Annotated in this window: 9 protein-coding genes; 5 read left to right on the top strand and 4 right to left on the bottom strand. The window is 73.0% G+C overall.

What is annotated here, in order from left to right; genetic code table 11:
• The first annotated feature begins 133 nt into the window (after positions 1-133).
• The 4 genes from ACH65_RS05790 to ACH65_RS05775 all read left to right on the top strand — a co-directional run bounded on the left by ACH65_RS05790 (position 134) and on the right by ACH65_RS05775 (position 4,824).
• On the top strand, positions 134-523 hold the full coding sequence (locus ACH65_RS05790) for a helix-turn-helix domain-containing protein (RefSeq protein WP_064504821.1): 390 nt from the start codon (positions 134-136) through the stop codon (positions 521-523).
• Between the two features lie 226 nt (positions 524-749).
• A complete protein-coding gene (gene mrcB, locus ACH65_RS05785) occupies positions 750-3,080 on the top strand; it encodes a penicillin-binding protein 1B (RefSeq protein ID WP_049621636.1) in 2,331 nt (776 codons plus the stop codon).
• A gap of 6 nt (positions 3,081-3,086) precedes the next feature.
• Positions 3,087-3,611 carry a tetratricopeptide repeat protein gene (locus ACH65_RS05780; RefSeq protein WP_049621635.1) on the top strand — a complete coding sequence of 175 codons (525 nt, stop codon included), beginning with the start codon at positions 3,087-3,089 and terminating at the stop codon, positions 3,609-3,611.
• Between the two features lie 82 nt (positions 3,612-3,693).
• Positions 3,694-4,824, top strand: coding sequence for a prephenate dehydrogenase (locus tag ACH65_RS05775; protein WP_049621634.1), 1,131 nt, complete (start codon positions 3,694-3,696; stop codon positions 4,822-4,824).
• A gap of 288 nt (positions 4,825-5,112) precedes the next feature.
• On the opposite strand, the gene ACH65_RS05770 is transcribed toward ACH65_RS05775, so the two are convergent.
• From ACH65_RS05770 to hrpA, 4 genes are all read right to left on the bottom strand, one after another.
• Positions 5,113-5,946 (bottom strand): SDR family oxidoreductase, encoded by an 834-nt coding sequence (locus ACH65_RS05770; protein ID WP_049621633.1) that lies wholly within the window; start codon positions 5,944-5,946, stop codon positions 5,113-5,115.
• 10 nt (positions 5,947-5,956) lie between these two features.
• The gene (locus ACH65_RS05765; RefSeq protein WP_049621632.1) at positions 5,957-7,654 is read right to left on the bottom strand and encodes a hypothetical protein; all 1,698 of its coding nucleotides are present in this window, start codon (positions 7,652-7,654) and stop codon (positions 5,957-5,959) included.
• Between the two features lie 76 nt (positions 7,655-7,730).
• Positions 7,731-9,869 (bottom strand): RelA/SpoT family protein, encoded by a 2,139-nt coding sequence (locus tag ACH65_RS05760; RefSeq protein ID WP_082190161.1) that lies wholly within the window; start codon positions 9,867-9,869, stop codon positions 7,731-7,733.
• A 238-nt stretch (positions 9,870-10,107) separates the two neighbouring features.
• Positions 10,108-14,235, bottom strand: a complete 4,128-nt coding sequence (hrpA, locus tag ACH65_RS05755; protein WP_425478266.1) for an ATP-dependent RNA helicase HrpA — start codon at positions 14,233-14,235, stop codon at positions 10,108-10,110.
• Between the two features lie 108 nt (positions 14,236-14,343).
• Here hrpA and ACH65_RS05750 point away from each other — a divergent pair, with 108 nt between their 5' ends.
• Positions 14,344-14,811: a Dps family protein gene (locus tag ACH65_RS05750; RefSeq protein ID WP_049621629.1), complete on the top strand. Its 468-nt coding sequence runs from the start codon at positions 14,344-14,346 to the stop codon at positions 14,809-14,811.
• Positions 14,812-14,849 lie beyond the last annotated feature (38 nt).

Here is a 14,849-nt window from a genome sequence, read left to right as displayed (position 1 = left end):
ATCCCTGCGGCGCGTCCCCGAGAACCGGCGCGGCAAGTGCCAAATGAAACTTGCATAGCAAATTACGTTTGTCAATCGGGACGGCGGCGCTTGCCAGAATGGCCGCGCCTTTCGCCCAGCCGCTTCCGTCGCGATGCCTCCGTCCACGCCCTATGCCGCCTTCGCCGATCGCCTGCATCGCGCCTGCGACAAGGCCGGCGTGCCCGCCGGGCGCCAGCGCGTGACGGCCATGGCCGACCGCTTCGGCGTGGCCCGCGAGACGGCCCGGCTGTGGTTCGCCGGCCGCGCCCTGCCGGAACTGTCGCGGCTGATCGAGATCGCGGGCGAGCTCGATTGCAGCCTGGACTGGCTGGCCATGGGCCGCGGCACGCCCCAGCCCGGCGCCAAGCCGAGCCGCCGCGTGGCCGACCCGGCCGCCACCTACGACGCACTCACGCCGCAGGAGCGCGCGGTGGTAACGGCCATGCGCGACCTCAGCGAGAAACGCCGCGCCGGCCTGGTGGCCTTGCTGGCGGAGCGCTGAGGCGCGGCACGGCGAGCCGGGGCAAGCCAGCCGCGCTCCCGCGGGCACTCCCCCTTCAGCCGTCTTCGCCCCGCGTACCCATAGGGCGCGGGAGCCAAGGCTGGAAAGCCCCCAATCCCGCCTCTCCCCGCCCCCAAACCGCCATCATCCCCACCCCGGTATTCAGATGCCCGCCGGGTGCCGCCCCCTATGATCGAAGGAACGTAACTCCCCGGACCGCCTCGCCTTGGACTTCCTGACCCGCCTCCGCACGATCGCGCGCGCCAGCTGGCCGTGGGTGCGCATTCCGTTCTGGATCGCCCTCGGCCTGCTCGTCGGCTTCGTGCTGCCCTACACGCTGATCCTCAACAAGCGCGTGCAGGATCGCTTCAACGAGCTGGTGTTCGCGGTGCCCACGCGGGTGTACGCGAGGCCGCAGGAGCTTGCGCCGGGCACGCCGATGACGCCGGCGGCGCTGGAGCTGGAGCTGACCTTCGCCGGCTACGGCAACGACGGCCGCGGCCAGGTGCCCGGCAGCTGGGCGAAGGACGGCGCGCGCTACCGGATCGCCTCCCGCGGCTACGCCGGCCCGGACGGCGGCGAGCTGCCCAAGCGCATCCGCGTGACGCTGGGCAAGGGCCAGGTGCAGAGCGTGACCGACGCGGCCACCGGCAACGCCATCAAGGCGACCCACCTCGACCCCGCGCGCATCGCCACCGTGTACGGCGCGCAGCAGGAGGAGCGGCGCATCGTGCACCTGGGCGACGTGCCGCCGCTGCTGGTGACCGGCCTGCAGGCGGTGGAGGACCGCGACTTCAAGCACCACATCGGCCTCGACTTCGGCGCCATCCTGCGCGCGAGCTTCGCCAACCTGCGCGCCGGGCACACCGTGCAGGGCGGCTCCACGCTGACCCAGCAGCTGGTGCGCAACCTGTTCCTCGACCGCGGGCAGAACCTCACCCGCAAGTTCAACGAGGCGCTGCTCTCGCTGCTGATCGAGGCGCACTATCCGAAGGACCGCATCCTGGAGGCCTACGTCAACGAGGTCTTCCTCGGCCAGCAGGGCAGCCAGGCCGTGCACGGCTTCGCGGCCGGCGCGGAGTTCTACTTCGGGCGGCGGCTGGAGGACCTGCGCCCGCAGGAGATCGCGCTCCTGATCGGCATGGTGAAGGGGCCGAGCTACTACGACCCGCGCCGCTACCCCGAGCGCGCGCTGGCGCGGCGCAACCTGGTGCTGCAGCAGTTCGTGGAAACGGGCCTGCTCTCGGCCGAGCAGGCCAGGGCGGCGCAAGCCGCGCCGCTCGCCATCGCCGCGGCGGGGCAGCTGCCGCACAACCGCTTCCCGGCCTTCATGCAGCTGGTGCGCGCGCAGATCACCAGTGACTTCGACGACGGCACGCTGAGCGCCGGCAACCTGTCGGTGTTCACCACGCTGGACCCGGCCGCGCAGCTCTACGCCGAGCAGGCTATCGACACCTCGATGAAGGGCCTGGGCAAGCGCGGCGCGGCGGCGCAGGCGGCGGCAGTGGTCACCGACGCGGACAGCGGCAACGTGCTGGCGATGGTGGGCAGCAAGACCCCGGGCGACCAGGGCTTCAACCGCGCGATGGACGCGCGCCGTTCGATCGGCTCCACCATCAAGCCGTTCGTCTACCTGGTGGCGCTGGCCCAGCCCGGGCGCTGGAACCTGGCCAGCCTGGTCGACGACAGCCCGATCAGCATGCGCCAGCCCGACGGCACGCAATGGACGCCGCAGAACGACGAGCACGACGTGCACGGCCAGGTGCCGATGCTGGACGCCCTGGTGCACTCGTGGAACCTCGCCACCATCCACCTGGGGCTGAGCGTGGGGCTGCCGCGGATCAAGGCGTTCCTCGAGTCCTTCGGCCTTACCGACGTCAACCCCAGCCCCTCGCTGCTGCTCGGCGCGCAGGACCTCGCGCCGCTGCAGGTGGCGCAGCTCTACCAGTACCTCGCCGCCGACGGCCACGCGCTGCCGCTGCTCGCCGTGCGCGGCGTGGTGGACGGCAACGGCCGCACCATCAAGCGCTACGAGGTCGAGGCGGGCCAGGGCGAGTACCAGGGCGCGGTGCGGCTGGTGACCTGGGCGATGCAGCAGGTGGCGCGCAGCGGCACCGCGGCAGCCATCGGCAACTCGGGCCTCTCCTGGCTCAACGCCGCCGGCAAGACCGGCACCAGCAACGACATGCGCGACAGCTGGTTCGCCGGCTTCACCGGCAGCCACCTGGCGGTGTTCTGGATGGGCCGCGACGACAACAAGCCCACCGGCCTCTACGGCGCCACCGGCAGCCTGCGCGCGTGGATGGAGCTGTTCCGCAAGCTGCCCACGCGGCCGCTGCAGGCGGCGCCGGGCGAGGGGCTGGAGCTGGCCTGGATCAACCCGGCCGACGGCAAGCGCACCGATGCCACGTGCGAAGGGGCCCGCCAGTTCCCTATCATGGCCGGCTCGTTGCCGGCGGATACCGAAGGGTGCTTCTGGCAGCGCGTCGGCAACTTCTTCGGCGGCGGCAGCGACGCGCAGCCCGCCCCGGTCACCACCGCGCCCGTCAGGGACTGATCGCTAATGACGCCTCGCACCGCTCTTCGCCTCGCCGCCCCCTTCCTGCTCGCCGCCGTGCTGGCGGCCTGTGTCCCGCCGGCGCCGCCCGTGCCCACGCGCCCGTCCCGGCCGAGCTACGACCTCGTCGCGGCGATCCGCACCGCGGGCGATCACGAGAAGTCGGTGATTGACGTGAACCCGCTGCGCGACCCGGGCGTGGCCGGGCTGCAGGACGCGGCGCAGGCGGACGAGCGCGCCGGCCGCTATGCCGACGCGGCGGCCAGGCTCGACCAGGCGATCAAGCTCAGCCCCGACTCGCCCGACCTGCTGCAGGACCGCGCCGAGATCGCCGTGCGCCTGAAGGACTACGGCAGCGCCGAGAAGCTCGCCCACCGCTCGTGGGAGCTCGGCCCCAAGCTCGGGCCGCTGTGCGCGCGCAACTGGCAGACCATCGTGGAGATGCGCCTTGAGGCCGACGATGCGGCCGGCGCCGCCAGCGCGCGCAAGTGGGTGGCCCAGTGCCACAAGGAAGGCGTGCCGCGCTACTGACGCGACCGATGGCCGCGCGCGGCGCGCCGCCCGTGCGCGGTAGGCTGCGCGCGAAACCTTCCACGAGGCACCGCTCCTGAGCATTCCCGCACACCCCACCATCGGCCTGGTCGGCAGCCAGGGTGCCTATGGCCGCTGGCTGCGCCGCTTTTTCGAGGCGCGCATGGGCCTGCGCGTGCTCGGCCGCGACCCGGCGGGCGACACCGCGCTCGGCGAGCGCGAACTGATCGAGGCGGCCGACGTGCTGGTGTTCGCCGCGCCGATCCGCCATACGCCCGCGCTGATCCGCCGCTACGCCGAACTGGCCGCCGGTGCCGAGCGCGGCAAGCTGTGGCTGGACGTCACCTCGACCAAGGCCGAGCCGGTGGCGGCGATGCTGGCCTCGCAGGCCGAGGTGGCCGGCCTGCACCCGATGAGCGCGGCACCCAAGGCGCCGACCCTGCGCGGGCGCGTGATGGTGGTGTGCGAGGCGCGGCTGGCGGCATGGCGGCCGTGGCTGGAAAGCTTTCTCGCCGCCACCGAGGCCGCATGCGTGCGCGCCGAGCCGGCCCAGCACGACCGCGTGATGGCACTGGTGCAGGGCATGGTGCACGCCGCCCACATGGCGCAGGGCGCGGTGCTGCGCGAGCTGGCGCCGGCGGTGGGCGGGCTGGCCGGCATCCGCCCGTTCCGCTCGGTGGGCTACGAGCTGGACGAGGCGGTGACGCGGCGCATCCTCGCCAGCAACCCGGCGATCTACCAGGACATCCAGTTCGAGAACCCCTACGTGGCGCCGATGCTGGAGCGGCTGGCCGCGCACATCGAGCGCCTACGCGACCTGGTGCGCCAGGGCGACGATGCGGCCCGCGCGGCGATGCGCGAGGAACTGCTGGCGCAGAGCGGCGATTTCGTCGGCGCACGGGCGCTGGCCGAGGGCAGCTACGCCTTCGAGCGCCTGGGCTACCTGCTGGCCGACCTCAGCGAACCGCGCTACTTGAGCGTGTTCCTGCCGCAGGACCAGCCCGGCTCGCTGCGCGCGCTGCTGTCGGTGTTCGAGCAGCGCGGCATCAACCTCGACTCCATCCATTCCTCGCGCAGCGCCGACGGCGAGCTGCACTTCCGCATCGGCCTGGACCGCGCGGTGGACGCGGCGGCGCTGGCGGCGGCGACGCGCGCGATCGAGGAGGAGGGCATCGGGCGAGTGGTGGCGCGCTCGGACGCGGCGGCGTCCTGAAAGCCTGTTCAAAGTCTTGCCGTTGACGCGGCTTGGCGCCTCCCCCTGTTTGCAGGGGCAGGCTGGGAAGGGGTGAAGTCTGGCCTCGAGGCAAGGGTTGACCCCTCCCCAACCCTCCCCTGCACGCAGGGGAGGGAGCAGGTGGGAGAGACTTTGAACAGGCTCTCAGAGCCATGCTCACGATCGTCCTGCTGAGCCTGCGAGGGAAGGCCCGCAGTGTTGTTGAAGCCCCGGCCAGGATGCAAAAGCGCACAACAAGCGAGCCCCCCCACGGGCCCGTCCCAAACCTCACCCCCAACACCCCGCATCCGGCTCGAACCCCCTGGGCCGAACCCCCAGCAGCCGCTCCAACTCACTATTGTCCGCCACCAGATCCGCATCGAGCCGCTGCACCGGCCCGCGCAAGCGCGACCACAGCAGGCCGGCCGCGTGGAGCAGGACGGCGGGCAGCGGCAGCGGCACGGTAGCGATGGGCAGGCTGCGCCGCACGCGGGCGAACATGGCGGCGGCGGTGAGGCGTTCGCCGCCGCCGAGCGGGAGGATGCGGCCGGCGGCGGCCGGCGTGTCGAGCGCGGCCAGTACGGCGAGGGCGATGTCGGCGGCGTGCACCGGCTGGCGCAGGCCGCGGCCGGCGGGCAGCGGGAACACACGCGTGCGCAGGGCGCGGCGGGCGATCGGGGTGAGGCTCTTGTCGAGGCCGGCGCCGTAGATCAGCGTGGGCCGGAACACCGTCCACGCATAGCCGTGCCGCTCGCAGGCCCTCGCCAGTGCGGCCTCGCCGTCGCGCAGCTGCTGCGAGATGGCGCGCTCGTGCGGCACGCTCGAGGCGGCCTTGCTCTCGGCGCTCATCGAGCTGGTGGCGATCACCCGCGGCGAGCCGGGCAGGCCCGCCGCCTCCAGCCACTGCGCGAACGGCAGCAGCGGGCCGAAGCTGATCACGGCCGAGAGCGAGGCCGGCAGCGCCGGCAGGCGGTCGAGCAGCCAGCCTTCGCGCCACTGCACGTGGCTGGTGGAAGTCTGCGGATGGCGGCTCACCGCCAGCACCGGTACGCCGTGCGCCTCCAGCGCGGGCAACAGGAAGCGGCCGATCTGGCTGCTGCCGCCGAACACCAGGACCGTCATGCGCGGGCTCTCAATGCGCGCCCTGCAGGCGACCGGCGAGTTCCTGCACGCGCGCCAGCGTCGGCGCGATGCGGCGCGCCTGGTCGAGCGACTGCGAGGCGCCGGCGCGGTCGCCGCGGGCGAGCTGCTGCTCGCCCTGGTCCAGCCACGCATCGGCCAGGCGACGGCGGCGCTCGTCCTGGCCGGCGTCGCCGGGGGCGAGGTCGCCGAGGTCGGCCAGCAGCTCGCCGGCGCGGGCGAGGTCCCCGTTGGCGAGCGCCTGGCCGAACTGCTGCGCGGCCAGGTTGGGCAACGCCTGCAGGCCGCGCCGCGCCGCGTCGTTGTTGCCGTCGATGGCGAGCGCGCTGCGGTAGAGGTCGTAGGCGCTCTCGCCGGGCGGCAGCATGATCTGGCCGCGCTGCGCGGCGAGCTGGGCGCTCTTGAGCAGGCGCGCGACCTCCGCGCTCTGCTGCGGGCTGAGCGGCGCGGGCGCCGGCGGCGCGCTTTCGGCCGGCGCGGGGGCCTGGCCGGCGGCGGCCGGCGGCGACTTGCCGTCGCCCAGGCGCGCGCGCGCCGCGGCGAGGTCGGCCGACTTCGGCGCGAGCTGCGCGGCCCGGTCCAGCAGGCTCGCGGCCTGCCCGCGGTCGTCGCTGTCGAGCGCGGCGCTGGCCTGCACGATCAGCGCCTGCGCCACCTGACCAAGCCCGGCCCTGGCCTGCGCGTTGTCCGGATCGAGCGCGAGCGCCTGCTTGAAGTGGGCGAACGCGGTGTCCTCGCCCTCGCCGTCGATGCGGCCGGCGCGCAAGGCGTCCTCGCCCTGCTGCAGGGCCTGGGTCAAGGCTTCGGCGGACTGCTGCTGGGCCTGCGCCTGCGCCGCGCGCAGCGCGGGCAGTTCGCCGTAGTTGGGCAAGAGCGCGGCCAGCTGGTCGATGCCGGCGGCGGCGCCGGCCGCGTCGTTCGCGGCCAGCGCGGCGCGCACCTTGGCAGCCAGCGCGGCGCCGACCTTGTCCAGGCCGTGCGCGGCCACGGCGTTGCCGGGGTCGGCGGCCAGCACGCGCCGGTACAGCGCGCCGGCGCCATCCTCGCCGCTCAGCCGGCCGGCGTCCAGGGCTTCCTGCGCCTGGGCGATCTGGCCTTCGAGCTGTTCGACGCCGCCGTGCGCGCGCGCCATCTGCTGGCTCAGGCGATCGACGTCGTCGCCGCCGCCGAGCAGTTCGCGCGCGGCGCCGAGCCGCTGCTGCGCCTCGTCGGTGCGGCCGGCGCGGAACGCCGTATCGGCCAGCGACAGCTCGGCCTGGCCGACCTGGTGCAGGCCGGTGCGGGCGCGGTCGTTGTCCGGCTCCTGCTCGCTCACCCATTCGAACAGGGCGCGGGCGCCGTCCTGGCCGTCCAGACGTCCATCGCGCAGGGCCTGCTCGGCGCGGCCCAGGGTGTCGTTGAGTTCGGTGTTGGGCACCAGGCTGCGCAGGCGGTCCTGGCCGAGCCACAGCGCGAGCAGCGCCACCGCCACGCCGAGCAGCAGCCACGGCCACGCGCGGCGCGGCGCCTTGTGCGGCGGCGGCCGCCGCATGGGGGCATCGACGCGGCGCGATGGCGGCTCCACGGTGATGGAGGGCAGATCGTCCTGCGGCGCCTCGGCAGGCGGCGGCGCGTGCAGTTGGTCCAGGTCGCCCAGGCGCGGCTCGACGCGGCCCGGCGGGTCTTGGCGATGGTCTCGGCGTCCGCTCATGCAGGGAAGTGTCGAAAAGGAACCCATGCAGCTTAGCATCGCCGTTCCGCGCCGCCCGCCGCGTGCGGCGCCGCGTTCAGCTGGCGCTGACGCGCTTGGCCTCGGTGACGTTGGGCAGCGCCTGCAGCTTGTCGAGCAGGCCCGAGAGCTGCTCGAAATCGCGCACGCGCAGGGTGAAGCGCATGTCCACCACGCCGGTGCGCGGGGCCACGCGGCTGTTGAGCGCGAGGATGTGCACGCCGGCGTTGCTGACCGTGCCGGTGACGTCCTTCTGCAAATCCTTGCGGTCGTAGGCGATCAGCTCCACGTCCACCTCGTAGGCCTGCTCGGCGGCGGCGCCCCACTCCACCTCGATCACCCGGTCCGGCTCGCGCCGCGCGAGGCGCGCGAGGCTGGCGCAGTCGGCGCGGTGCACGGACACGCCGCGGCCCTTGGTGATGTAGCCGCGCACCGCGTCGCCCGGCAGCGGCTGGCAGCAGCGCGCCAGCACCGTGAGCAGGTTGCCCACGCCCTCGATGCGCAGCGCGCTGTGGTCGGGCCGGCTGTGGCGCGCCACGGTGGCGGGCAGCGACGGCGAGGGCCCGGGCGGGTGCGCGGCCTCCTGCAGCGCGCGCGCCACCTGGCCGGGCGAGAACTCGCCCAGGGCCACGGCGATCAGCAGCTCGTCCAGGGTCTTCAGGTGGAAATGCGGCGGCAGCTTGCCCAGCTCCGCACTGAGCGCGGCCGGCAGCGCCAGGCGCTTGAACTCGCGCTCCAGCAGCGCGCGGCCGGCGGCGAGGTTGGCGTCGTGGGCGAGGCGGCGGAACCAGATGCGCACCTTCTCGCGCGCGCGGCTGGTGTTGAGGTAGCCGTGGTGCGCCGAGAGCCAGTCGCGGCTGGGCTCGGCGTTCTTGGCGGTGATGATCTCCACCCGGTCGCCGCTGTGCGGCTGGTAGGTGAGCGGCACGATGCGCCCGTTCACCCGCGCGCCGCGGCAGCGATGCCCCACCTCGGTGTGCACGTGGTAGGCGAAGTCGAGCACGGTGGCGCCGCGCGGCAGGTCGAACACCTCGCCCTTGGGCGTGAGCAGGTAGACGCGGTCTTCCAGGAGTTCCGTCTGCAGGCCGGCGGCCAGCTCCGCGTCGTCGCCGGCGCGCGGTTCCAGCAGCTTGCGCATCCAGGCGATCTTGGCCTCGAACTCCGCATCGCCCGCGCCGCCCTCCTTGTAGCGCCAGTGCGCGGCCACGCCCAGTTCGTTGGCGCGGTGCATGGCGTGGGTGCGGATCTGCACCTCCAGCGTCTTGCCGTGCGGGCCGACCACCGCGGTGTGCAGCGACTGGTAGCCGTTGCCCTTGGGCCGCGCGATGTAGTCGTCGAACTCGCCCGGCAGGTGCGGCCACAGCGTGTGCACCACGCCGAGCGCGGCGTAGCAGTCGGCCACGCTGTCCACCAGCACGCGCACGGCGCGGATGTCGTAGAGGTGGGAGAAGTCCAGCGCCTTGCGCTGCATCTTCTTCCAGATCGAATAGATGTGCTTGGGGCGGCCGGCGAGGTCGGCATGGATGCCGGCGGCGCCGAGCGCGCGGCCCAGTTCGTCCAGCGCCTCGCGGATGAAGCCCTCGCGGTCGGCGCGGCGCTCGTCGAGCAGCCTGGCGATGCGCTTGTAGGTGTCCGGCTGCAGGTAGCGGAAGGCGAGGTCTTCGAGCTCCCACTTGAGCTGCCAGATGCCGAGGCGGTTGGCGAGCGGCGCGTGGATGTCGCGGGTGAGCCGCGCCAGCGCCTGCCGCTCCGTCTCCGGCAGCGCCATCGCGGCGCGCATGCGCGCGAGCTGGCGCGCCAGCAGCACGAACACCACGCGCAGGTCGCGGATAATCGCCAGCAACAGCCGGCGCAGGCCCTCGGTGCCGCCGGCCGAGCGCTGCGCGTGCAGCGCCCACACCTTCTGCGCGGCCACCTGCCCCGCCACCAGCCGCTGCATGCCCTCCGGCAGGCGCGGCGCGATGGCTTCCCAACGCGCCGCATCGGCGCGGGCCAGCGCGAACCACACCGCCGAGGCCAGCGTCTGCGCATCGCAGCCCAGGTCCGCGAGCAGGTCGAGCACGTCGCACAGCTCGACCTCGTTCACCGCCACGCCGGCCACGGCGTCCAGCGCCTCGGCCAGCTCCGGCGCCGGCACGGGCGAGCGCTCGCGCCAGAGCGCGAGGCTGGAAGCAGTGGCGGGGGCGGCTTGGACCATGGGGCGACGATGCATCCTTGTAAGCGGCAATTATAGGCCCCTGGCATGAACGGCCCACGGCGCCGCGCGGCATGCCCGAAAAGCCCCGCCGCTGACGCTGCATGGCGCCCCCTGCCCGCAGGAGGGGTAGGCCCTAGCCTCGAGGCAAGGGTTCACCCCTCCCCACCCTCCCCGGCATGCAGGGGAGGGTGCAGGCGGCGGGCCTTGGGCAGGTTCGGAGAGGCCCTGCGGCACGGGGCTAGCCCAGCGCCTCCAGGGCGCGGGCCAGCCGCTTGGCCGACACCGGCTCGGCGGTCTTCAGCTCCTGCGCGAACAGCGACACGCGCCATTCCTCGATCAGCCAGCGCAGCTCGCCGAGGCCCCCGGTACCGGCGGCGCGGTGCTTGAGGTACTCGCGCCAGTACGGCAGCACCTGCAGCATGCGCTGCTGGTCCTTGGCCGGGTCCTGGCGCAGGCGCTCGGCGCGCAGGCGCATGGCCTTCAGGTAGCGCGGGACATGGGCGATGCGCGCGGTGGGCAGTTCGCGCAGGAAGCCCGGTTCCAGCAGCGCGTCGAACTGCTCGCGCAGGTCGTCGTAGCTGGCGCGGGCGAAGCCCATCAGCGGCGGTTCCAGCCAGGGCTTGACGTCCGCCTGCGCGGCGATGATCGGCTCGGCGAGCTTGAGCCGCTCCACCGCGGCGGCGAACAGCTCGCGCGCCAGCTGCGCGTGCAGCGCCTCGAAGGCGCCGGCGGTGCGCGCATCGAGATCATGGCGGGCCAGCAGGTCGGTGAAGCCGCCCTCGACCAGGTCCTCGCGCAGCCCCTCGACGCTGCCCAGCGGCGCGTACTTGAGCGAGAGCGCGCTGGCGATCGGCAGGCGCCGGCGGGCCTGCTTGAAGTCGCTGGCGAGCGCGTTGCGCAGCAGCCGCTCCACGCCCTTCACGTGCGCCGCCTGCGCCTCGTCGCGGCGCTCGAACACGCGCAGCGCGGCCGCCTCGCCCAGGTCCACCAGCGCGGGGAAGGCGAGCAGGCCGCCGGCGGAGCGCACCTGCGCGGGGATCTCGTCGAAGTCCCAGCGCGCCACGTCCTCGCGGGTCAGCTCGATGTCGGTCTTGCGCGAGAACGCCTCGCGCGCCTGGCCCTCCCACTGCGCGCGCAGCGCGGCGAGGTCGCGGCTGGCGGCGAGTGTCTTGCCCTGCTCGTCGTGCAGGCGGTAGCGCATCAGGAAGTGCGGTGCGAGTGCCACACCGTCGAACTCGGCCGGGTCGAGATCGACGCCGGTGGCGCGCTTGAGGAAGGCGGCGAGCGCGCGGGCGAGCGGCGTGTCGCGCGGCGCTTCCGCCTCCACGAAGGCGCGCGCGAAATCCGGCGCCGGCACGAAGTTGCGCCGCAGCGCCTTGGGCAGGCCGCGGATCAGCTCGGCCACCTTCTCGCCGAGCAGGCCGGGCACCAGCCACTCGCAGCGCGCGGTGGGCAGCGCGTTGAGCATGGCCAGCGGCAGCTGTAGGGTGACGCCGTCGGCCTCGTCGCCGGGCACGAAGCGGTAGTCGAGGCGGTAGCGCTGCGCCCCCGATGCCTCGCCGGCGGACGGCGCGATCTCCAGCGTGGCCGGGAAGGCTTTCGGATCGAGCCCGTTGCCGCCGGCCAGCACGTCCTCCAGCGACCAGCGCAGCACGGCCTGCCCGGCCGGCGCGGCGTGGCGGTACCAGGCGTCGAGCGCGCGGCTGCCGGCAATGTCTTCGGGCAGCTTGCCCTCGAAGAAGGCGGCCAGTTCGTCCTCGCTGCGGATCAGGCCTTCGCGCCGCTGCTTGGCCTCGATGCCCTGGGCCTCCTCCAGCACACGCGCGTTGGCGCGCACGAAATCGGCGCGCGCGTCGAGGTCGCAGCGCGCCAGCGCCTCGCGCAGGAAGATGGCGTGGGCGAGCCCGGGGTCCTGCTGCTGGAAGGTCACGGCGCGGCGCTCGACCAGGGTGAGGCCGAACAGGCTCACCTGCTCGTAGGCCACCACGGTGCCGCGCTTCCTCGACCAGTGCGCGTCGCGGCAGCTCGTGCGCAAGAGGTGCGCGGCCTGCTGCTCGATCCACAGCGGCTCCACGCGGGCGCACATCATGCCCCACACCTTGCCGCCCACGTCGAGGATCTGCGCCGCGAAGATCCAGTTCGGCGGCAGCTTGCCCAGGGACGAGCCGGGGAAGACCTGGAACTTGCGCTCGCGCGTGCCCTGGTAGATGCCGCGCTCGTCCTTGCGCCCCACCTGCGTGGGCAGGCCGGCGAGCAGGCTGCGGTGGATGGCCTCGAACCGCTGGTCGGCGGCGGCCTGGTCGTCTTCCTCCGCCCGCGTGGCCACCGGCTGCCCCGCCCTCGCCGGCTGCCGGCTCTTGCCCCCTCTCCCCGCCGGGGAGAGGGTTGGGGGCTCGCGGGAACCGGTCTGCGGAGCGCGCCCGTCCTTGCCACGCCTGCGCGACCTCGCCCCCTCATCCCGACCTTCTTCCCCGAGGGAAGAAGGAGCAACGCCCGCACCATCCAGCTTCCAACCCATCTCCTGCACCACCAGCAACAACTGCCGATGCAGCTCGCGCCACTCGCGCATGCGCAGGAAGGAGAGGAAGTGCCGCGAGCACCAGTCGCGCAGCTTCGACTGCGTCAGCGCCTCGTGCGCGTCGTGGTAGGCGCGCCACAAATTGAGCACGCCGACGAAATCGGACTTGGGATCGGCGAACGCCGCATGCGCCGCATCGGCCTGCGCTCGCGCGTCGGCCGGCCGCTCGCGCGGGTCCTGGATGCTAAGGAAGCTGACGATGGTGAGCAGCTCGCGCAGGCTGCCCAGCCGCTCGCCCTCCACCAGCATGCGCGCCAACTGCACGTCGATCGGCAGCCGCGCCAGCGTGCGGCCGGTGGCGGTGAGCACGCGCGCCTCGTCGATGGCGCCGATCTCGGCCAGGCGGCGGTAGCCGTCGGCCACCACGCGCGGGTCAGGCGCGTCGAGGAAGGGGAACTCGTCCACCTCGCCGAGCTTGAGCGCCAGCATGCGCAGGATCACGTTGGCGAGCGAGGCGCGCAGCAGTTCGGGGTCGGTGTAGAGCGGACGGGCGTTGTAGTCCGCCTCGTCGTACAGCCGGTAGCACACGCCCGGCCCGATGCGCCCGCAGCGGCCCTTGCGCTGGTCGGCGGCGGCTTGCGAGACGGGCTCGACGTGCAGGCGTTCGAGCTGGCTGCGCTGGCTGTAGCGCTTCACGCGCGCGCTGCCGGTGTCCACCACGTAGCGGATGCGCGGCACGGTGAGCGAGGTCTCCGCCACGTTGGTGGCGAGCACCACGCGGCGCTTGGGGCCGGGCTTGAACACGCGGTCCTGGTCGCCGGCGGAGAGGCGCGCGTAGAGCGGCAGGATCTCCGTCTCGCGGTACTGCCGGCGCGAGAGCACGAGGTGGGCGTCGCGGATCTCGCGCTCGCCGGGCAGGAACACCAGCACGTCGCCCGGGCCGCCGCCCAAGGACCGGTCAGCCATGATCTCGTCCACCACCGCGGCGATGTGCTCGGCACTGCCCTGGCTCATCTCGCGGCCGCCGCGGCGCTCGCCCAGCTCGTCCAGCGAACGCCAGCGCAGCTCCACCGGGTAGGTGCGCCCTTCCACCGACACCACCGGCGCGCCCTCGAAATGCTCGGCGAAGCGCGCGGTGTCGATGGTGGCCGAGGTGACGATGATCTTGAGGTCCGGCCGCTTCACCGCCAGACGCTTCAGATACCCCAGCAGGAAGTCGATGTTGAGGCTGCGCTCGTGCGCCTCGTCGATGATGATCGTGTCGTAGGCCGACAGCCACGGGTCGTTCTGCGTCTCCGCCAGCAGGATGCCGTCGGTCATGAACTTCACCAGCGTGCGCTCGGACACCTGATCGGTGAAGCGCACCTGGAAGCCCACCTGCTCGCCGAGCGGCGTGCCCAGCTCCTCCGCCACGCGCCGCGCCACCGAGCGGGCGGCCAGGCGGCGCGGCTGGGTGCAGCCGATCAGCCCGGCCTCGCCGCGGCCGGCGGCCAGGCACAACTTGGGCAGCTGGGTGGTCTTGCCCGAGCCGGTCTCGCCGGCGATCACCACCACCTGGTGTTCGCGGATCAGCTTGACGATGTCGTCGGCGCGGGCGCTGATCGGCAGCGACTCGTCCAGGCGGATCGCCGGCTTGGCCTCGGCGCGCGCGCGCCGCCGCGCGGCGCTGGCGGCGATGTCGGCGGCCAGCGCCGTGAGCTTCTTCTCGTCCGGGCGGCGCGAGAGGCCGCGCCAGCGCCCGAGCAGGCGGCCGAAGTCGCGGCTGCTCACGGTATCGAGCGCCTGGCGCAGCGCGCGCAGGCCGGGATGGGAGGTGGGGGAAGCGGTGTCGTTCATGAGACCGGACATGATAGCGGCTGGCTATCGGCGACATCGTAAGGATGCATTTCCATGGCATGATCGCGGCCGCTATCCTGCTCTCCAACCCCCATCGACGACACATAGAAGGAGCGGTTCATGGCCACACAGATCGGTATCGCCAAGAAGGATCGCGAAGCCATCGCCAAGCAGCTGTCCAAGCTGCTCGCCGATACCTATTCGCTGTACCTGAAGACCCACAGCTTCCACTGGAACGTCACCGGCCCGCAGTTCAACAGCCTGCACAACATGTTCGAGACGCAGTACAACGAGTTGTGGCTGGCGGCGGACGAGGTGGCCGAGCGCATCCGCACGCTGGACGTGTTCGCCCCCGGCTCCTACAGCCAGTTCGGCAAGCTCACCTCGATCAAGGAAGAGCCGGGCGTGCCGGACTGGAAGGCCATGGTGGGCCAGCTGGTCGATGGCCACGAGATCGCCGCCGCCACCGCGCGCGGCGCGATCAAGGTGGCCGACAAGGCCGGTGACGAGGGCACCGCCGACATGCTCACCGGCCGCCTGAAGGAGCACGAGAAGACCGCCTGGATGCTGCGCTCGCTGTTGCAGTAAGCCTGCGCACGCATCACGCCCGAAACGATGAAGCCGGC

It is taken from the genome of Frateuria defendens (genome assembly GCF_001182895.1).
GTDB lineage: Bacteria > Pseudomonadota > Gammaproteobacteria > Xanthomonadales > Rhodanobacteraceae > Frateuria_B > Frateuria_B defendens.
The sequence above is the reverse complement of the archived record's forward strand: the minus strand, read 5'-3'. Positions and strand labels throughout refer to the sequence as shown.